The sequence below is a fragment of the Brachybacterium sp. SW0106-09 genome (assembly GCF_001293905.1).
GTDB classification, from domain to species: Bacteria; Actinomycetota; Actinomycetes; order Actinomycetales; family Dermabacteraceae; genus Brachybacterium; species Brachybacterium conglomeratum.
In genome coordinates this window covers 110311-128643 of sequence record NZ_BCAK01000002.1, presented here as the reverse complement: position 1 = coordinate 128643, position 18333 = coordinate 110311, and the positions used below count along the sequence as shown (strand labels likewise).

Annotated in this window: 17 protein-coding genes; 12 read left to right on the top strand and 5 right to left on the bottom strand. The window is 71.1% G+C overall.

Going from position 1 to position 18333, the window contains the following annotated elements; translation table 11 throughout:
• Nucleotides 1–62: 62 nt before the first annotated feature.
• Complete coding sequence (locus tag Y09_RS01980) at nt 63–869, top strand: methyltransferase domain-containing protein (RefSeq protein ID WP_053915986.1); 807 nt, start codon at nt 63–65, stop codon at nt 867–869.
• 182 nt (nt 870–1051) lie between these two features.
• Nucleotides 1052–1492: a hypothetical protein gene (locus tag Y09_RS01975; RefSeq protein WP_053915985.1), complete on the top strand. Its 441-nt coding sequence runs from the start codon at nt 1052–1054 to the stop codon at nt 1490–1492.
• 29 nt (nt 1493–1521) lie between these two features.
• On the opposite strand, the gene Y09_RS01970 is transcribed toward Y09_RS01975, so the two are convergent.
• From Y09_RS01970 to Y09_RS01960, 3 genes are all read right to left on the bottom strand, one after another.
• Complete coding sequence (locus Y09_RS01970) at nt 1522–2811, bottom strand: RNA polymerase sigma factor (RefSeq protein WP_053915984.1); 1290 nt, start codon at nt 2809–2811, stop codon at nt 1522–1524.
• Nucleotides 2812–2957: 146 nt separating this feature from the next.
• The gene (locus Y09_RS01965) at nt 2958–3308 is read right to left on the bottom strand and encodes a YciI family protein (protein ID WP_053915983.1); all 351 of its coding nucleotides are present in this window, start codon (nt 3306–3308) and stop codon (nt 2958–2960) included.
• A gap of 267 nt (nt 3309–3575) precedes the next feature.
• Nucleotides 3576–4571 carry a hypothetical protein gene (locus Y09_RS01960; RefSeq protein ID WP_053915982.1) on the bottom strand — a complete coding sequence of 332 codons (996 nt, stop codon included), beginning with the start codon at nt 4569–4571 and terminating at the stop codon, nt 3576–3578.
• A 465-nt stretch (nt 4572–5036) separates the two neighbouring features.
• Between Y09_RS01960 and Y09_RS01955 the strand changes: the two genes are divergently transcribed.
• The 6 genes from Y09_RS01955 (at nt 5037) to Y09_RS01930 (ending at nt 10044) form a co-directional block, all read left to right on the top strand.
• Nucleotides 5037–6050 carry a siderophore ABC transporter substrate-binding protein gene (locus Y09_RS01955; RefSeq protein ID WP_053915981.1) on the top strand — a complete coding sequence of 338 codons (1014 nt, stop codon included), beginning with the start codon at nt 5037–5039 and terminating at the stop codon, nt 6048–6050.
• Nucleotides 6051–6206: 156 nt separating this feature from the next.
• Nucleotides 6207–7208 carry an ABC transporter permease gene (locus Y09_RS01950; protein ID WP_053915980.1) on the top strand — a complete coding sequence of 334 codons (1002 nt, stop codon included), beginning with the start codon at nt 6207–6209 and terminating at the stop codon, nt 7206–7208.
• Nucleotides 7201–8337: an iron chelate uptake ABC transporter family permease subunit gene (locus Y09_RS01945; RefSeq protein ID WP_082358582.1), complete on the top strand. Its 1137-nt coding sequence runs from the start codon at nt 7201–7203 to the stop codon at nt 8335–8337. Before Y09_RS01950 ends, Y09_RS01945 begins: the two co-directional genes overlap by 8 nt.
• Nucleotides 8334–9098 (top strand): ABC transporter ATP-binding protein, encoded by a 765-nt coding sequence (locus tag Y09_RS01940; RefSeq protein WP_053915979.1) that lies wholly within the window; start codon nt 8334–8336, stop codon nt 9096–9098. Before Y09_RS01945 ends, Y09_RS01940 begins: the two co-directional genes overlap by 4 nt.
• A 149-nt stretch (nt 9099–9247) precedes the next feature.
• On the top strand, nt 9248–9535 hold the full coding sequence (locus Y09_RS01935; RefSeq protein ID WP_053915978.1) for a DUF1778 domain-containing protein: 288 nt from the start codon (nt 9248–9250) through the stop codon (nt 9533–9535).
• Between the two features lie 2 nt (nt 9536–9537).
• The gene (locus tag Y09_RS01930; protein ID WP_053915977.1) at nt 9538–10044 is read left to right on the top strand and encodes a GNAT family N-acetyltransferase; all 507 of its coding nucleotides are present in this window, start codon (nt 9538–9540) and stop codon (nt 10042–10044) included.
• Nucleotides 10045–10188: 144 nt separating this feature from the next.
• Here Y09_RS01930 and Y09_RS01925 read toward each other — a convergent pair whose 3' ends face one another.
• Nucleotides 10189–11223 (bottom strand): IS30 family transposase, encoded by a 1035-nt coding sequence (locus tag Y09_RS01925; RefSeq protein WP_053915976.1) that lies wholly within the window; start codon nt 11221–11223, stop codon nt 10189–10191.
• A gap of 343 nt (nt 11224–11566) precedes the next feature.
• On the opposite strand from Y09_RS01925, the gene Y09_RS16725 reads away from it, so the two are divergent.
• Nucleotides 11567–12577, top strand: a complete 1011-nt coding sequence (locus tag Y09_RS16725) for a hypothetical protein (protein ID WP_200716743.1) — start codon at nt 11567–11569, stop codon at nt 12575–12577.
• Here the strand turns inward: Y09_RS16725 and murJ are convergent.
• Entirely contained in the window at nt 12492–14006 is a 1515-nt protein-coding gene (gene murJ / locus Y09_RS01915; RefSeq protein WP_234695596.1) for a murein biosynthesis integral membrane protein MurJ, read from the bottom strand. The genes Y09_RS16725 and murJ overlap by 86 nt on opposite strands.
• Before the next feature lie 620 nt (nt 14007–14626).
• Here murJ and Y09_RS01910 point away from each other — a divergent pair.
• The 3 genes from Y09_RS01910 to Y09_RS01900 all read left to right on the top strand — a co-directional run bounded on the left by Y09_RS01910 (nt 14627) and on the right by Y09_RS01900 (nt 18271).
• Nucleotides 14627–16195, top strand: a complete 1569-nt coding sequence (locus Y09_RS01910; protein WP_053915973.1) for an LssY C-terminal domain-containing protein — start codon at nt 14627–14629, stop codon at nt 16193–16195.
• 128 nt (nt 16196–16323) lie between these two features.
• Nucleotides 16324–17790 (top strand): APC family permease, encoded by a 1467-nt coding sequence (locus tag Y09_RS01905; RefSeq protein WP_053915972.1) that lies wholly within the window; start codon nt 16324–16326, stop codon nt 17788–17790.
• Nucleotides 17791–17857: 67 nt separating this feature from the next.
• The gene (locus Y09_RS01900) at nt 17858–18271 is read left to right on the top strand and encodes a universal stress protein (RefSeq protein ID WP_053915971.1); all 414 of its coding nucleotides are present in this window, start codon (nt 17858–17860) and stop codon (nt 18269–18271) included.
• Nucleotides 18272–18333: the final 62 nt, after the last annotated feature.

The following is an 18333-nucleotide window of genomic DNA, read 5'->3' as shown; positions in this document are numbered from 1 at the left end:
TGCCCCGTCCTGCACCGTGACCCCGCAGGACCTCTCCGAGCGGGCCGACGTACCGTCGGCCCATGAGCGATCGGAACCCGTACACCCATGGCTACGGCGCCCCGGTGCTGACCAGCCACCGCGCCAGGACCGCCGCGAACTCCGCTGCGCATCTCCTGCCGCACCTTCGCCCCGGGCAGCGCCTGCTGGACGTGGGCAGCGGCGCGGGCACGATCACCGCGGACCTCGCCCGGATCGTCGGCCCCGAGAACGTCACGGCGCTCGAGGTGGCGGAGGAGTCCGCGGCGCTCACCCGCGCCGAGCTCGCCCGCCAGGGGCTCGAGCAGGTCCGGGTGCTGGTCGGCGATGCGCATGCGATGCCGCTCGAGGACGGCAGCGTGGACGTGGTCCACGCCCATCAGGTGCTCCAGCACGTCCACGCTCCGGTGCAGGTCCTCGCCGAGATGCGGCGCGTCGCGCGCCCCGGCGGGCTGATCGCGGTGCGGGACAGCGACTACGCGGGCTTCCGCTGGTGGCCGGAGACCCCCGCCTTCGACCGCTGGCTCGCGCTCTACCTCCGCGCCGCCCGCGCCAACGGCGGCACCCCCGACGCCGGCCGACGCCTGCTCGCCTGGGCGCACGAGGCGGGGCTGGAGGACGTCGTCCCCGGCAGCTCCACCTGGCTGCACGCCACGCCCGAGAGCCGTGCGGCCTGGGCGGACACCTGGTCGGGCCGGATCACCTCCGCGCCCTTCGCCGACCAGCTCGAGCGTGGGGGCTGGGCCGACGCCGCCGAGCGGGAGGAGATCGCCGCGGCCTTCCGCACCTGGTCGGAGGATCCCGACAGCTGGTTCAGCCTGCTGCACGGCGAGATCCTCGCCCGGGTCTGAGAACGGACTGCCGGTCGGTCGGCCGAGGCACGCCGAGCGGTGGACGCATCTCGGCTGTCCGAGTCCGCGCGGGCCCCGTCGACCCTCGCGTGGGACGGGTCCTCGCCGCACCCTCTCGACAGGCACCCTTCCGGGCGCGTAGTGTGTGGTTGAAAGCGCAACGATCTGAACCGGGAGTCCCCATGAGCCTCAGCACCGCCATCCTCCGCGCCGTCCCCGGCGCGTTCATCCTCAACTCCGGCATCGGCAAGCTCGGCATGGACGCCGGCACCGCGGAGCACCTGCGCGGCATGGCCGCCCAGGGCGTGCCGGCGCTCGGCAAGCTCAGCCCCGAGCAGTTCGCGAAGTTCCTCAGCTACGGCGAGATCGCGGTGGGCACCTCGCTGCTGCTGCCCTTCGTCCCCTCGAAGGCCGCGGGCCTCGCGCTCGCCGGCTTCTCCGGCTCGCTGGTCTCGATGTACCTGCGCACCCCCGGCATGACCGAGGAGGACGGCGTGCGCCCCACCCAGGAGGGCACCGCCGTCGCGAAGGACACCTGGCTGCTCGCGATCGCCGCGGCGCTGATCGTCTCCGGCGGCAGCGCCGCCACGAAGGCGAAGAAGGCCAAGGCCGACCAGGCCTGAGCCCCGCACCTGCTCGCGCCCGCGCCTGATCAGGCGCGGGCGCGAGCACTCTCCAGCCGCTGCTCGAGGAAGCGACGCTCGCCCTCGCTGCCGCCGAGCTCGAGCGCCCGCGCCCAGTGCTCCACGGCCCGGCCGTGCTGCCCGGTCTCCTCGTGGAACAGGGCCAGCGCCGCGTGGAAGGGGGAGTGGGAGCGCAGCTCGGGCTCCTCGGCGAGCTGTTCGAGAAGCGCCAGTCCCTCCTCGGGACGGTGCTCCCGCCCCACCGCGATCGCCCTGTTCATGCGCACCACCGGGTCCTCGCCGCGGGCCAGCAGCAGGTCGTAGAGCACCACGATCTGGGCCCAGTCCGTCTCCTCGAAGCGAGGGGCCTCGGCGTGGAGCGCCGCGATCGCGGCCTGGACCGCGTACCGGCCGGCGTCGGGCGCTGCCGCAGCGCGCTCGACGAGCGCGAGGCCCTCGGCGATCAGGTCCCGGTCCCAGAGCGAGCGGTCCTGGTCCTCGAGCGGGATCGGCACGTCGGCCGGGCCGGTGCGGGCGGGGGAGCGGGCGTCGGTCAGCAGCAGCAGCGCGAGCAGCCCGGCGGGTTCGGCGGCCCCGTCGGAGAGGCGCTCCACGATCCGCGCCAGGCGGATCGCCTCCGCCGTCAGCTCCCGCCGGATCGGCGTATCGCCGCTGGTGGCGGCATACCCCTCGGTGAACACGAGGGAGATCGCCCGCAGCACCAGCGGCATCCTCCGCGCCCGCTCCTCAGGATCGGCCGGAACGGTGAGCGGGATGCCCGCCCCGGCGATCCGCTTCTTCGCCCGGGTGATCCGCGCCTGCAGCGTCGGCACCGGCAGCAGCAGCGCCTGCGCCGCCTCGGCCGTGGTCAGCGAGCCGACGAAGCGGAGCATCAGCGCGATCCGGTCCGCGGGCGCGATCGCCGGATGGCAGCAGCCCATCAGCATCGCGAGCCGCTCGTCGGGCAGGTCCTCGCCGTCGCCGAGGCCCTGCCCCGCGAGGGCTCCGGACTCCGCGCTCGGCGCGACCGGCGAGCCCTCCTGCACGTGCAGCACGGCCAGGCGCCGCGCCGCGGTGGCGTCCCGCCGCACCCGGTCCAGGGCGGTGCGGGTCGCGGCCGTGGTCAGCCAGGCCAGCGGGCGGTCGGGCACGCCCCGCTCGGGCCAGGTGCGCAGCGCCGCCTCCATCGCCTCGGACGCCGCGTCCTCGGCGAGGTCGAGGTCCCCGAAGCGGCGCACGAGGGTGGCGAGCAGGCGGCTGTGCTCCTCCCGGTGCACCCGGGCCAGCACGTCGTCCGGTCCTGTCCCGCCGGGTCCCATCCCGTCGAGCTCATACCCGACGGGACCGGGCCCGTCGGGCCCCGTCCCGTCGGGTCCATGCCCGTCGGGACCTGCTCCGCCCGGTCCTCCCTCGTGCGCCGCCTCGAGGTCCATCTCCGCTCCCGGATCCGTCGTCCCCGGCGCGGTCAGAGCTCGAGCATCGGCCGCACCTCGACGCGGCCCCCGATCGCGCCCGGGCACTTCGCGGCCCAGGCCAGGGCCTCGTCGAGGCTCGGCACGTCCAGCACGATCGTCCCGCCCACGAACTCTCGGCTCTCGGCGTAGGGGCCCGCGGTGATCACGGCCTCCGCCTCGGCGTCGGCGCGGGTCACGCTGGTGCCCTCCTCCGGATCGGTCAGTGCGAAGCCGCCGGCGAGCACGCCGGCCTTCTCCAGCTCGGCGTCGAAGGCGATGAAATCCTCCACGCCCGGGCCCTCCTCGGTCTCGCCGCAGCGCTCGTCGGCCAGGTTCCCCATCAGCAGCAGCACGTACTTCATGGTCACTCCTCCATCGGTGCGATGACCGGACCGTGCGGCCCGGACACCACTATGACGAACGAGCGCTGCCCGGATCGACAGAGTCGGCGAAAGAAATCTCGGGAAGGGCTCGCGTGCGCGGCCGAGGCTCCGCGGGGCGGCACGGCCCACGAGGGGCCGGGGATGCGCGGCGAAGGCATCGCGGGGCGGCACGGCGGGCGAGGGGGCGGGGACGCGAGGATGCCGACGCGGCCGTCGCTCGGGGGCGTCCCCGTGCAGGCCCGGCCCTCAGAGGACCGTGAGCCCCTCGATCATCGCCTCGAGGTCCGTGACCTGCTGGTCGTGCCCGAGCGCCGCCCCGCCGTCGAAGGCCGCGGGGCCGTCCGGGGTGTCCACCACGATCACGACGCGGCGCCAGGCGTCGGTCGAGTGGAGCAGGGCCAGATCGGAGATCACCACGTCGGCGGAGACGATCCAGGCGTCGTGCCCGTCGACCGTGGTGGCCTCTTCGTGGTAGTTCCGCAGCATGGCCGGATCGCCGTAGAGCTCCTCGCCCTGCTCGGGCTCGAGCGCGCACAGGAAGATCGCGCGCGCGGCCTCCTCGGCGCCGGGATAGCCGCCCTCCTCCTCGGGGAACTCGACCTTCCCGACGCCCGCGAGCGTGTACCAGCCCGCCTCCACGGGCTGGTCGGCGTGGTGCTGGTCGGTGACGTAGGCGCTCTGCGAGCCCCAGCCGGTGCCGACCTCCCAGCCCTCCTGCTGCGGGAACGCGAGACCGCCGCCGCGCACCTCGCCCTCGACCTGCTCGGTCACGGCCCCGTCCCCCTGCATGGTGCAGGCGGTGCCCGAGGCCTCGGCCTCGGTCGTTGGCTCCTGGTCCGTCGGCGTCGGCGCGCCGCCCGAGCCGCCGTCGGACGGGCCCCCGCCGTCCGATGCGCCCCCGTCGTCGGACGGGCCCGTCCCGTCCGTGGGGCCCGACGCGCTGGGGGTCGGATCGTCGGCGGGCTCCTCCCCGCCGCCGCTCAGCACGGTCTGCGAGAGCACCAGCGCGATCACGGCGAGGATCACGACCAGGCACCCGCCCCCGCCCAGCAGCGCGAGCAGCGGGCCGCGGCCGCCGCCCGACCCGCCGGGAGAGTCGGGGCCGGCAGGGCTTCCGGGATCCTCTCCGCCGAGCCCGCCCGTCCTGCCGGAGCCTCCCGAGGGGCTGCCGGAGAAGTCCGGGAGGGAGGCGCCCCCGACGCCGCCGGTCGCGCCGTACCCGCCGGGGCTGTGGTCGTTCATCGCTCGTCCCCTCGTCCCCGGCCGCCGTCCCCCGGCGACCGGGGCCACCCTAGCGGGCCGGCCGCTCCGGCCCCGCGCCCCTGACGGCTCCTGTTTCCTGCCGGGCGTTGCATCCACCGGCGCTCAGCCCGCAGCCGACCCCGCGTACTGCCCCCGACGCACGCGCAGCGCCAGTGGATGCAACGAGGCCGCGATCTCCGCGGCCCGCCGCCCGACGACGCCCGTCCCTCGCGTCCACACGCCTGCAGGCGACGACGGCACGGACCTGTCGTCCGCCCGCCCGTCGTCGTTCGGCCGACGGACGAAAGTCCCCGCAGGTCAGCGCCTGTGATGTCGATCACAGGTCCGCCAGGTGAATAAAGCAAGCAAGGAGTGGCATAAACCGCGCAGGTGAGGCTAGCCTCAGTCACGGTGCGGCTCGGTTTCCCGCCGCGCCTCCGGACCCCGTCGAGAGAAAGACTTCCCATGACCTCCTTCACCCGCCGCAGCCTCGGCGCCCTCTCCGCCGCCGGCGTCCTCGGCCTGGCCCTCACCGCCTGCGGCGGTTCCGGGGAGGATGACGCGACGGGCGCCGGCGCCTCCGACGCGGGCGGCGCCGAGGCCGGCACCGTCGAGGTCGAGGACAACAACGGCCCGCAGACCGTGCAGACCCCGCCGTCCTCCGTGGTCGCGACCGACAACCGCACCTTCGAGACCCTCGCCGACTGGGGCGTCACCCTCACCGCCGCGGCGCGCACCCTGATGCCCTCGACGAACCCGCTCAAGGAGGACGAGTCGATCATCGATCTCGGCAGCCACCGCGAGCCCGACCTCGAGGCCGTCGTCGCCGCCGAGCCGACCCTGATCATCAACGGCCAGCGCTTCGCCCAGTACCACGACGACTTCGTGAAGTACGCGCCCGAGGCCACCATCCTCGAGCTCGACCCGCGCGAGGACCAGCCCTTCGCCGACGAGCTCAAGCGCCAGGTCTCCGTGCTCGGCGAGATCTTCGGCAAGCAGACCGAGGCCGAGGCCCTCGGCACCGACCTCGACGCCGCGATGGAGCGCGTCAAGGCCGCCTACGACGGCTCCTCCACCGTCATGGCCGTGAACACTTCCGGCGGCGAGATCGGCTACATCGCTCCCGGTCAGGGGCGAACGCTGGGCTGGACCTTCGAGGCGCTCGGCCTGGTGCCCGCGCTCGAGGTCGAGGGTGCCAGCGACGACCACGAGGGCGACGACATCTCCGTCGAGGCGATCGCCGACTCGAACCCCGCCTGGATCCTCGTGATGGACCGCGACGCGGCCGTCTCCGCCGATGACCCCGAGTACACGCCCGCCAACGAGCTGCTGGACTCCTCCGAGGCGCTCGCCGGTGTGACCGCCGTGGCCGAGGGAAATATCGTCTACATGCCCGCGGACACCTACACCAACGAGGGCATCCAGACCTACACGGAGTTCTTCAACACCTTCGCCGATGCGCTCGAGGGCGAGGCCTGAGCCACGTCCGTCATCGCTGACCGCCGCACGGCGGGCAGGGCCTGCGCGCCCCGCCCGCCGTGCGTCGCGTCGTCGCAGCACCCGTCGGCCCCGTGCGGCGCGTCGGTTCCGACGACCGTGCGCCGACGCGACCACCGCCCCTTCCAGGAGTCCTGAATGACCGCCCCCCAGCTCACCTCCGAGGCGCCCCCGTCCCGCACCCGCGGGCGCGAGCGCCTCGTCGACGGCAAGCTCCTGATCGGCATCGGCGCGGTCGCGCTGCTGCTGGTCGTCTCCCTGTTCACCGGCGTCTACGACGTGCTCGGCGCCGAGGGCGGCGGCGAGATGTTCGCCATCACCCGCATCCCCCGCACCATCGCGCTGGTCCTCGCCGGTGCCGCGATGTCGATGTCGGGCCTGATCATGCAGCTGATGACGCAGAACCGCTTCGTCGAGCCGTCCACCACCGGCACCACCGAGTGGGCGGGGCTCGGCCTGATCCTGGTGATGGTGCTGGTCCCGTCGGCGGGGCTGCTGACGAAGATGGGCGTGGCGATCGTCTTCTCCTTCGTCGGCACGATGGTGTTCTTCCTGTTCCTGCGCCGGGTCACGCTGCGCAGCTCCCTGATCGTGCCGATCATCGGGATCATGCTCGGGGCCGTCGTCGGCTCCGTCTCCACCTTCGTCGCCCTCCAGTTCGACGCGCTGCAGAACCTCGGGGTCTGGTTCGCCGGCTCCTTCACCTCCGTGCTGCGCGGAAGCTACGAGGTGCTGTGGATCGTGCTCGCCGTGGGCGTGGCCGTGTTCGTCGTCGCCGACCGCCTGACCGTCGCGGGCCTCGGCGAGGACATCGCCACCAACGTCGGCGTGAACTACCGCCGCGTGGTGCTGATGGGGACGGGCCTGGTCGCGATCGCGACCGGCGTGGTCACCGTCGTGGTCGGGAACCTGCCCTTCCTGGGCCTGATCGTCCCGAACGTGGTCTCGATGATCCGCGGCGACGACCTGCGCTCGAACCTGCCCTGGGTGTGCCTGCTCGGCATCGCGATCGTCACGGTCTGCGACCTGATCGGCCGCACCATCATCATGCCCTTCGAGGTGCCGGTCTCCCTGATCCTCGGGATCGTGGGAGCCGCCGTGTTCATCGCCCTCCTGCTGAGGCAGCGCCGACATGGCTGAGCGCACGACGACCCACGACGGGCGCCGGCTCGAGGCGGTCGCCGACGAGGCCGCCCCGGTCGAGCTCTCCACCGCCCCGGCCGACGCCGCAGGCGAGCTCGGCGTGCTCTCGGCCCCGCGGCGCGTGCGCGCCCGCTCCGGCGCCTTCCCCGACGCCGCCTCCCAGCGCCGCTACTGGATCGTGCTGGCCGTCCTCGTGGTCCTGGCCGCGGGTGCCGCCCTCGGGCTGCTCGCGATCGGGAACCCCATGCCGGTGGGCTCGCGCGGCTTCTGGCTGATCGCCGAGATGCGCGTGACCTCCCTGGTGGTGATGGCCGTGGTCGCGATCTGCCAGGCGGTCGCCACGATCACCTTCCAGACCGTCACCAACAACCGCATCATCACCCCCTCGATCATGGGCTTCGAGTCGCTGTACACCGTCATCCAGACGGCCGCGGTGTACACGCTCGGCGTGGCCGGCGTCGTCGCCCTGCAGGGGCCGGGCCAGTTCCTCGCGCAGGTCGCGGCGATGGTGGGGCTCTCGGTGCTGCTGTACGGTTGGCTGCTGCGCGGCCGCTACGCGAACATCCAGGTCATGCTCCTGGTGGGCATCATCATGGGCGGCGGGCTCGGCGCGGTCTCGACCTTCATGCAGCGCCTCCTCTCGCCCAGCGAGTTCGACGTGCTCAGCGCCCGGCTGTTCGGCTCGGTGACCAATGCGAGCGCCGAGTACCTGCCCTTCGCGATCCCGCTGGTGATCGTGGCGACGACGCTGATCTGGCTCAACGCCCGCACGCTGAACGTCATCGCGATGGGCCGGGACGTGTGCATCAACGTGGGCGTGGACCACGGCCGCCAGACCATCTACTCCCTCGTCCTGGTCTCGGTGCTGATGGCGGTCTCGACCGCGCTCGTCGGCCCCATGACCTTCTTCGGCTTCCTCGTCGCGACGCTGACCTACCAGCTCGCCGGGACCCACGACCACCGCCGCCTGCTGCCCCTCGGGGCGCTCACCGGCTTCGTGGTCCTCGCCGGCGCCTACTTCGTGATGAACCACGTGTTCTACGCGCAGGGCGTCGTCTCCATCATCATCGAGCTCGTCGGCGGGACCGTGTTCCTCGTCGTCATCATGCGGAAGGGGCGCCTGTGATCACCATCGACGCGGTGCGGAAGGAGTACCGGTCCCAGACCGGGACGGTGCAGATCGGGCCGGTCACCACCGACATCCCCTCGGGCGGGGTGACCGCGCTGGTCGGACCCAACGGCGCCGGCAAGTCGACGCTGCTGACCATGGTGGGGCGACTGCTGGGCATCGACGAGGGCCAGATCGAGGTGGCGGGCTACGACATCGCCTCCACCGCCTCGAAGGACCTCGCCAAGATCCTCTCGGTGCTGCGCCAGGAGAACCACTTCATCACCCGGCTCACGGTGCGCCAGCTGGTCGGATTCGGCCGGTTCCCGTACTCCAAGGGGCGCCTGACCCGGCTCGACGAGCAGAAGATCTCCGAGGCGATCGACTTCCTGAACCTCGACGACCTCGAGGACCGCTATCTCGACCAGCTCTCCGGCGGGCAGCGCCAGCGCGCGTACGTGGCGATGGTCCTGGCCCAGGACACCGAGTACGTGCTGCTGGACGAGCCGCTGAACAACCTCGACATGCGCCACAGCGTCCAGATGATGGGGCGCCTGCGCGATGCCGCCCGCGAGCTGGGCCGCACGGTCGTGGTGGTGCTGCACGACATCAACTTCGCCGCCCACTACGCGGACCACATCATCGCGATGAAGGAGGGCGAGGTCGTCGAGGCCGGGCCCGTCGCGCGGATCATGGACGGCGAGGTGCTCTCGCGCGTGTTCGACACCCCTGTGCAGGTCATCGACGGGCCGACGGGCCCGCTCGCGGTCTACTACTGAGCCCGGGCGGGCCGGGCCGGGATGTGGCGCGCCTTGCGTCCAGCGGAAGAAGTGCTGTCGTGACCCCTTGATGTGTGTACATTGTCTGTACGTCCTGCTGGAGCGGGGCGCATGACCCGTTGCGACGTGCAACGAAAAGGAGTATCGCGATGAGCGCGACCAAGAGCGAGCGCATTAATCTGCGTGCCTCGACTCGTGAGGAATCCCTGCTGCGCAGGGCAGCCGAAGCGGAGGACGTCCCCGTGTCCGCCTTCATCCTGGGCAGTGCCGTCGAGCAGGCGGAAAGGGTTCTTGCGGATCGTCGCTGGTTTACTGCCGCGCCCGAGCAGTTCGAGGAGTTCATGCGTCTGCTGGACGAGCCGGTGCAGACCGAGCGCCTTGCGGAGCTGTTCTCGCGTCCGTCGCCGTTCGGACGCCCGTTCTCGCTCGAGGACTGAGCATGGCCGAGATGCTCGAAGCGCCACGCCGTCTCGAGAAGCAGGACGACCGGGCGCGCTTCGAGAGCGGTGCCGGGGAACTGGACGACTGGTTCGCGAGATTCGCGTGGCAGAACCAGCGGGCGAACAACGCGGTCACCTACGTGAGCAAGTTGGGGGAGCGCGTTGTCGGCTACTACGCCATCGCGGCAGCTGGAGTGAGCCACGCAGACGCTGGCGACGAGTTCTCGAGACGGCGGCCGGACCCGATTCCGTGTGTTTTGCTCGCCCGTCTTGCTGTCGACCGCCGTGCCCAGGGCAGGGGTGTCGGGGCCGCCCTCTTCAGGGACGCTTTGGAGCGCGCGCTGTCCGTCAGCCAGGGGATGGGCGCGGCGTGTCTGCTCATCCACTGCCGGGATGAGGCCGCGCGCGCCTTCTACCTCCACCACGTGGATGCGATCCAGTCACCGATCGACGACCTCCAGCTGGTCGTCCCGATGAAAGCCATCGCGGATCAGCTGCTGAAGTGACTCTCCACAAGATCCGCCCACTGGGCTGGAGCGAGATAGGTGACGTGGGGGCGCGAGCGTAGAGTCAAGGGATCCCAGAGCCAAGCGGAGCGGCCGGCTACATCTGAGAGTTCCTTCAGCGGTTGAAGAGCATCCAGGGCGATGTCAAGTCGTCGAAGCAACATGGGGCTCGCCGGCCAGTAGCCGAGCGAATGCCTCGGTGGGCGTGAGATAGCCCTGTCGGCGGCGGGGCCGGTTGTTGATCTCCTCGGCGATGGTGGTGAGGTAGGGCTGGTGGTCCGGGACCACCGTGCCCTTGGGCAGATACTCCCGGTAGAGCCGGTTCGTGTTCTCGTTGCTGGGCCGCTGCCAGGGCGAGTGGGGATCGGCGAAGTAGACCGGCATGCTCGTGGCCAGGGAGACCTTCGCGTGCTGGGCCATCTCGCTGCCCTGGTCCCACGCCAGTGACGCCTTCATCATCTCGGGCAGCGCGTTGAAGTACTCGATGACCGCGTCCGCGGTGGCCTCGGCCTGCTTGGAGGGCAGGGCCAGCAGCCCGGTGAACCCGCTCATCCGCTCCACCAGCGTCGTCGCGCACGAGGCACCATTCTTCCCGATGATCAAGTCGCCCTCCCAGTGCCCCGGCACCCGACGCTCGGCGGCGTCCTCACCCCGCTCGCTCAGGGGCACCATCCCCACGATCACACCGCCCCGAGACCGACCGGTGGTGCGGGGCCTGCGCTTGGTCCGCTTGGACTGCAGGAAGATGCCCTTGCGGGCGAGCTCACCCTTCGGGATTGCGTAGATGTACTGGTAGATAGCCTCACCGGAGACGGTGCGGCCCTGCGCATCAGGAGAGTTCGCCATGCGTTCAACGGTCGGGGCTGTCGCCTCCAGGCGCAAGCGGCCCGCGATCTCGTTCGGCGTCCACGACGCGGCCAGATCCGCCTCCACCCTCGCCTGCAGCACCGGATCCCTAGCGACCTTCCGCTGCTGCGGGCGAGCCCCCCGTCGCTGCGCGGCCACGTCCGCCCTCACGGCCTGGTAGCCGCGGGTCTTCGTGGTGGTCCGTCGTATCTCCCGCGAGATCACCGACGGGCAACGCCCCAGGTGACGAGCGATCCTCCGCACCGACCAGCCCGCCTTCGACGCCGTCGAGATCTCCGACCTGTCACTGAACGACAACCCCACCCGCGCCATCCGCACACTCCACCGATCAGACCCCCGCCGACCGGGAGTGTTGCTACGACGCTATGACACCACCGAGTCACGGAAAGAAAATTCCCATACGGATCGTGGCGCGCCGAACCCGCCGAGAGGTCCACGCGCCCCTACTCTGAAACGTATGGATCATTCACGACGGGCACTGCTGCTCAGCACGGAGCGCAGCCGTGGAACGTTGGCGGCGGCGAGGTCGTTGCAGCAGTCAGGGTGGCACGTGGCAGTGGGCACCCCGAGCGCCTCGGGAATGCTCTCGTCATCGCGGGCCTGTTCAGCGACGCACGTCGTTCCCAAGCCCCGCGGGCAGGGAAATGATTTCGTGGTGGCGGTGAACCGCGCAATTGCGGACGGGGATTACGACGTCGTGTTCGGCGGTGGGGACGATTGGATGGCCGCCTTATCGGCCCACCGCTTCGAGATCGATGCCCGTGTCGCCCATCCGGAGTTCTCGGTGGTGGAAGCGGCCCTGGACAAGCTCCGACTGACCGAGCTGGCTCATGAGGTCGGCCTTGCCGCACCGCACACGGAACTGGCCACCCCCGAGGCACTTGCTTCCTGGCGTGGGCCGGTGGTCGTCAAATGCCGCACCCATTGGTCGCCGGGCCGGACCGAAGCGCTCCGCATCGAGGCGAAACTCTTCGAGCACGCCGCTGATGCCCGCCAGCGTCTCGACTTCATCCAGGCGGCGGGTGAGCAGGCCGTGCTGCAGCAGCCGGTCAGCGGGCAGCTGGGCGCGGTGATCGGCGTGTACCACGGCGGGCGGCTCGATGCTCGTGTTCAGCAGGTGACGTCCCGGTTATGGCCGACCCCGAACGGCGTCTCGACCCGGGCCCGCACCGTGCCGGTCGATGACCTCCTCGTGGCCACGTGCGAACGGCTGCTGGAGACGCTGAACTGGCGCGGCCTGGTGGAACTGCAGTTCCTCACCGGGCCTGACGGGGTCCCTCACCTGATCGACCTGAACGGGCGGTTCTTCGGATCGATGGCATTGACCAATGCTGCTCGGCCCGGGGTCGCCGACCTGTGGGGTCAGCTCGTGCTCGGCGACGCCGTCATGAGCCTGCCCGATGCCCCGGCAGGTGTCCGTTTCAGCTGGACCGCAGGAGACCTGCGCCGGGCGACGGTCGAGCGGCGTCGCACTCTGGCCCGGGACGTGCTCGACACTCTGAGATGGTCCGCCCAGGCCACTCAGAGCGTATGGGATCCGCGTGACCCCGCCCCCACCATGCGTGTGATGACAGAACGGTTCATCCCTCGCTCCGACGTCGCCGGCGACGCACCCCTCGAGCGAGAGCGTCGAGAGCCACAGACAGCTCCGGGGCGCGCAGCATGACCAGACCCAGCGTGTAGACGCCGCCTGCTGCCGCGGCCGCACCCACGCCCTCCACCAGAGCCGGCGACCCGGCCAGGAGCGACCGGACCGTCAGGGCGGCCACCAGGGCCACGATCGCGAGCACCAGCGCTCGCGACCCCAGTCCGACCATCGAACGCAGCGCCACTGCCTGGTGCTTGCGATGGAGGAGCCAGGCGTTGAGCACGGCTGCGACCCCGATCGACACGGAGGTCGCCAGCGCGATCCCCGCCACGCCCAGCGCCGGAGCCAGGACGACGTTGCCGACGGCGTTGAGCCCCATGGCGAGCAGCGCGATGGTCACCGGAGTGCGGGAGTCCCCCACGGCATACGACGCGCGCACGATGAGCTGACGACAGCCCAGAGCCAGCAGTGCCGGGACGTACCAGACCACCGCCCGCGAGGTCAGCTCGACCGCCTCGGCATCGAAGGCGCCGTGGCCGAAGATCACGTCGACGATCGGTCCGGCCGCCACGGCCAGAGCGAGACACAGGGGCACCAGCAGGGTGACGATGATCGACAGGCCGCGGCCCACCAGCCGGCGGATCTCGGCACGGTCGGACGCCGCCGCGCTCAGGGCTGGATACAGCGGCACCAGCAGTGACGCGACCACCAGCGTCTCGGGCAGGTTGACCAGCCGCCACGCATAGGAGAGGGCGGTGATCGCGCCGGGTTCCAGGGTCGAGCCGACCGCCCGATCGACCATGGTGTTCACGCTGCCGATACCGCTGCCGATGAGCATCGGAGGCATGAGGCGTGCGATCTCGCGGAACCCGGGATCGGACAGTGACACCCGGGGCCGGATGCGGACCCGCGCCGCCCGCAGCGGGGGCAGCTGGATGAGCAGTCTGCCGGCCGATCCGATCACGAAGCCGATCGCCACCGCGGAGATCCCGTAGTGGGGGCCGAACAACCCGGCGGCGGCGATCATCACGATGTTGAAGGGCACGCCCTCCAGAGCCGACCAGCCGAACCGGCCATGGGACTGGGCGAGGGCCGCGAGCAGGTTCGTGCCGGCGATGAGCACCGTGGCCACCAGCAGGATGCGGGCCAGATCCGCCGTCAGCTCCGCCTGCGGGCCATCGAAACCGGGAGCGATGACCGTGGTGACCGGACCGGCGAAGATCGCCATGAGCACCCCGCCGATGCCCAGCACCAGCAGAGTCACGCTGAAGGCCGTATCGAAACCCCGGTGGCCTCGGCATTCTGACTCCTCGGCGGATTCCCGCGACGTGACCGGCAGAACTGCTCGGGCCATCGCGCCGGCGACGAAGGCCACGACGATGTTCATCAACCCCTGGGCGGCGAAGTACGCGTCCAGCCCGGCTCCGGCACCGAAGACGGCACCGATCACCACGTCGCGCACGAAGCCCAGCACGAGGGATACGAACGTCAGCCCCGTGACCAGCACCGCAGCACTGGAAACACTCCATCTTCGGGCTGGTGGGGACATTTCGCCTTCAACTGTTCGGCGGGCCGACGTGACCGTCCGACCTTACCGGAGATAAAAGAGAGACCAGCTCTCTGAGAGTCAGGGACGAGAGGCCTCCGGCTGTGGCCCGGCCCCGTCACGGTCAGCCGGTCCGCGAGACAGGTGCCGGACGATCACCGCAGCCGGAAACAGCGCCATCGCCGCCGCACCGAGCAGCTTGGCCGTCTCCTCCGCCATGCGTCGCACCGTCGAATCCCAACCGAGAGTGTCGAGGGCCAGCGACACACCCAGGCTGAGAATGGCGGGCGGCGCCGCGGATCTCGAGCGTCGGGACGGCGGGGTGGGACGCAGTCATGGAGGGTCCTCTCCTCGGGATCGCGCCCAGCCTACGGGGCGGCGGGCGGCACCACCCGGCGAGCCGCGGTCAGTGCGACTCGGTGGGCGGCCGCGCGGCGTCGACGGACATCGAGTGGTGCGGAGTCGGACGTCCTGGGCCGCCCGGCCAGCCCGCGACCGGAGGCCGACGAACCGGCCCGCGGCCCTCCCAGCCCGCCCCTCTACGATGGCGGCATGACGTCGCCGAGCACGGGACGCCGGAGGTGACCCCGGCGAGGTCCCCCCGACTGGTGCCGCTGGGCCGTCCGGTGCCCGCGGAGCCGCCGGGCTACGACCACTCCCGCGGGCACACCCCGCGCGGCCGACGGTTCGAGCTCTACGCGCTGCTGGACAACCTCTTCATCGCCGCGGGCGTGGTCGTCGCGATCTGGCTCGCGCTGCTTTACCTGGTCGAGGGCTTCTCGCTGACGCCGGCGCGGCTGCTGTACCTGCTGGGCTTCTGGATCCTGCTCACCTACATCACGCTGCCGCGACTGCACCAGCTGATGACCTGGATCTACCTGCCGGACTACTTCTTCGGCCGCACCCGCACAACCGAGGGCGTGCTCTCGGACCCGATCAACATCGCCCTGGACGGCCCCGAGCGGGACCTCCACGTGGCGCTGCGGCGGGCCGGCTGGGTGCTCGCGGAGGAGCGGACGCTCTCCTCGGCCTGGTCGATGGTGCGCTCGACGCTGCTGCGACGCTCCTACCCGTCGGCCCCCGTCTCGGACCTGTACCTGATGGGGCGCCGCCACGACTTCACCTATCAGCAGGAGGTCGGCGGCACCACGGACAAGCGCCATCACGTGCGCTTCTGGCGGATGCCGCCCGACTTCGTGCTGCCGGGCGGGTACCGCACGGACTGGCTCGCGGCGGGCACCTACGACCGCGCCGTCGGCTTCTCCTTCTTCACCCTGCAGATCACCCACCGCATCGACGAGAACATCGACGTCGAGCGGGACTACCTCGTGGACACGGTCCGCTTCGCGGATCCGGAGGTGGAGGTCGAGGTCATCGAGGAGTTCTCCACCTCGTACCACGACCGCAACGGGCAGGGCGACCGGTTCCGCACCGACGGCGACCTGCCGGTGATCGACGTGACCGGCGCGGCCTCCCGCTCCGACGGGGCGAGCGCGATCATGCTGCCGCGACACCGCCCCACCGGCAGCTCGGTGATGAAGTCCCGCGCCCGCGCGGCGACGCAGACGGCGCTGAGCACGACCCGCTTCGGTGGGCGCCGCACCGAGGTGGCCGACGAGCTGACCGCGCAGTGGCACGGCACGGTCGGGGACTTCCACGAGGTGCTCGCCCGCGCCGCGGACCACCACCTCCCGCCGCCCTCGGTGATCTTCACCGGCTTCCTCGCGCTGCTGCAGGCGGCGATCGTGGCGATCCAGTGGTTCACGCTCGGCTCCGGTGGCGACCTCACCGAGCGCTTCCCCGACGCGTCGCTGATCCTGCCCGAGCAGGGCACGATCTGGGGCGCCACCGCGTTCGCCGTCGCGCTGCTGCTGCTCCAGATCGGGGTGCTGCGCCGCAGCCGCTGGGCCCGGATCGCGCTGATGGCGCTGTTCACGGCCGACGCCTTCGCCCGCCTGGCCGTGGCGACCTCGATGACCGGGGACGTCGCCCACTCGCTGCTGGTGGGCGCCGGCGCCTCCGCGCTCGGCGTGATGGCGATCAGCTCCGACGCCTCCCGCCAGTGGGTCCAGACCCTGCGCCTGGACCCCCGCGAGCGCCGGGCCGACGAGGACCCGGAGGAGGAGCGCGAGGCCGCGCCCGCGCTGTGAGGGCGGTCACCGGAGAGTAGAGTGCGTGCACCGCCGTCCGGTGATCCCCGCACTGGCGTGCACCGACCTCGTGCTCGCCCTGCTGCCCTCGGCGGTCCCTGTCCCTGTATTCCCCGGGAGGAATCCCCATGAGCGAGTCCCGCGAGACCGCCCCGGCGAACGCCGGAGACCCCGGCGCCGTCGGCCCCGATCACGGCTCCGACCAGGCCGAGCTCAAGAAGGCGATCACGCCCAAGCTCCTGCTGCTGTTCATCGTCGGCGACATCCTCGGCACCGGCGTCTACTCGCTGACCGGCAAGGTCGCCGGCGAGGTCGGCGGCGCCGGCTGGCTGCCGATCCTCATCGCCTTCGCCGTCGCGATGGTGTCGGCCCTGTCCTACGTCGAGATGGTCACGAAGTACCCGCAGGCCGCGGGCGCCGCCCTCTACGTCCACAAGGCATTCGGCATCCACTTCCTGACCTTCATGGTCACCTTCGCGGTCCTCTCCTCCGGCATCACCTCGGCCTCCACCAGCGCGATCTTCCTCTCGGAGAACGTGCTGAAGGCCTTCTCGCTCGAGGAGCCGCTCGGCGACTCCGCCGGAGCCGTCGCGACCACCATCGCGCTGGTGTTCCTGGCCCTGGTGGCCTTGATCAACCTGCGTGGAGTCTCCGAGTCGGTCAAGGCGAACGTGGTCCTGACCTGCATCGAGCTGACCGGTCTGGCGCTCGTGATCGTCGTCGGCTTCTTCGCCGTCGGCCAGGGCAAGGCGGACCTCTCGCGCGTGGTCCTCTTCGAGACCCAGGACGACAAGAGCATCTTCATGGCCGTGATCGGCGCGACCGCGCTCGCGTTCTTCTCGATGGTCGGCTTCGAGGACTCGGTGAACATGGCCGAGGAGACCGTCGACCCGGTCAAGAACTTCCCCCGCGCCCTCATCGCGGGTCTGTCGGTCACGGGCGTGATCTACGTGCTGATCTCGATCCTCGCCGTCGCGGTGGTGCCGATCGGCCAGCTCACCGAGTCGACCACCCCGCTGCTCGAGGTGGTCAAGGAGGGCGCCCCGGCGATCCCGATCGACACGATCTTCGCGTTCATCTCGATCTTCGCGGTCGCGAACACGGTGCTGATCAACATGATGATGGCCTCTCGTCTGCTCTACGGCATGGCGAAGCAGGGCGTGCTGCCGGGCTTCCTGCGCAGCGTGCTGCAGACGCAGCGCACCCCGTGGGCCGGCATCGCCTTCTCCACCGTGCTGGCCTTCGCGCTGGTGCTCTCGGTGCGCTTCGTGCTCGCCGAGGAGACCATCTCGGCGCTCGGCGGCACCACCGCCCTGCTGCTGCTGGCGGTCTTCGGCCTGGTCAACATCTCGGTGCTGGTGCTGCGCAAGGACAAGGTGGACGTGCGCCACTTCCGCACCCCGACGGTGCTGCCGATCATCGGTGCGATCACGTCCTTCGCGCTGGTCTCGCCGATCGCGCAGCCGCGGGAGAACTACGTGATCGGCGGCGGCCTGCTCGTGGTCGGGCTCCTGCTGTACGTGATCACCTGGTTCTACAACAGCGCGGTGAGAGCCCGCCGCACCCGCTTCCGCCACCCCGACGACCTCGGCTAGGACTGACCCCGCCGTCGGCCTGCCGTCCCGCCCCGTTCCCTGAGACCCGCACCCCGAGGGAGAACCCATGTCGAAGATCCTGCTGGCCTACGTCCCCAGCGCCACCAGCGAGGCCGCGTTCGACTTCGCGGTCGAGGAGGCCGAGCGCCGCGACGCCTCGCTGCTCGTGCTCGCCTCCGAGCGCGCCCCCGACCCGCGCAAGGCGCGCGGCGTCACCGACCAGCGCCCCCTCCAGGAGCGCCTGGAGGAGACCGGCCTCGCCTTCGAGCTGCGCACGGTCCCCAAGCGCGACGATCCGGCCGACGACATCCTCGACGCCGTCGAGCACGACGACATCGACCTCGTGATCCTCGGCATCCGCAAGCGCACCCCGATCGGGAAGATCCTGCTGGGCTCGACCTCGCAGCGGGTCGCGATCGAGTCGCCAGTGCCGGTGGTGATGGTCAAGCCCGAGGGCTTCGTCGCGCCGGCGAGGTTCTGAGGAGACCCTGAGCGGGGCCCGTCGGCCCTGCTCCTCGCCCGGGAGATGGCGGCGGTGCCCCG

Coding starts and splice junctions, on each gene's coding strand:
- Y09_RS01975 (WP_053915985.1), top strand. CDS start 1,052: ATGAGCCTCAGCACCGCCATCCTCCGCGCCGTCCCCGGCGCGTTCATC.
- Y09_RS01925 (WP_053915976.1), bottom strand. CDS start 11,223: ATGGCGCGGGTGGGGTTGTCGTTCAGTGACAGGTCGGAGATCTCGACG.
- Y09_RS01965 (WP_053915983.1), bottom strand. CDS start 3,308: ATGAAGTACGTGCTGCTGCTGATGGGGAACCTGGCCGACGAGCGCTGC.
- Y09_RS01935 (WP_053915978.1), top strand. CDS start 9,248: ATGAGCGCGACCAAGAGCGAGCGCATTAATCTGCGTGCCTCGACTCGT.
- Y09_RS01980 (WP_053915986.1), top strand. CDS start 63: ATGAGCGATCGGAACCCGTACACCCATGGCTACGGCGCCCCGGTGCTG.
- Y09_RS01905 (WP_053915972.1), top strand. CDS start 16,324: ATGAGCGAGTCCCGCGAGACCGCCCCGGCGAACGCCGGAGACCCCGGC.
- Y09_RS01930 (WP_053915977.1), top strand. CDS start 9,538: ATGGCCGAGATGCTCGAAGCGCCACGCCGTCTCGAGAAGCAGGACGAC.
- Y09_RS01955 (WP_053915981.1), top strand. CDS start 5,037: ATGACCTCCTTCACCCGCCGCAGCCTCGGCGCCCTCTCCGCCGCCGGC.
- Y09_RS01900 (WP_053915971.1), top strand. CDS start 17,858: ATGTCGAAGATCCTGCTGGCCTACGTCCCCAGCGCCACCAGCGAGGCC.
- Y09_RS01950 (WP_053915980.1), top strand. CDS start 6,207: ATGACCGCCCCCCAGCTCACCTCCGAGGCGCCCCCGTCCCGCACCCGC.
- Y09_RS01945 (WP_082358582.1), top strand. CDS start 7,201: ATGGCTGAGCGCACGACGACCCACGACGGGCGCCGGCTCGAGGCGGTC.
- Y09_RS01970 (WP_053915984.1), bottom strand. CDS start 2,811: ATGGGACCCGGCGGGACAGGACCGGACGACGTGCTGGCCCGGGTGCAC.
- Y09_RS01960 (WP_053915982.1), bottom strand. CDS start 4,571: ATGAACGACCACAGCCCCGGCGGGTACGGCGCGACCGGCGGCGTCGGG.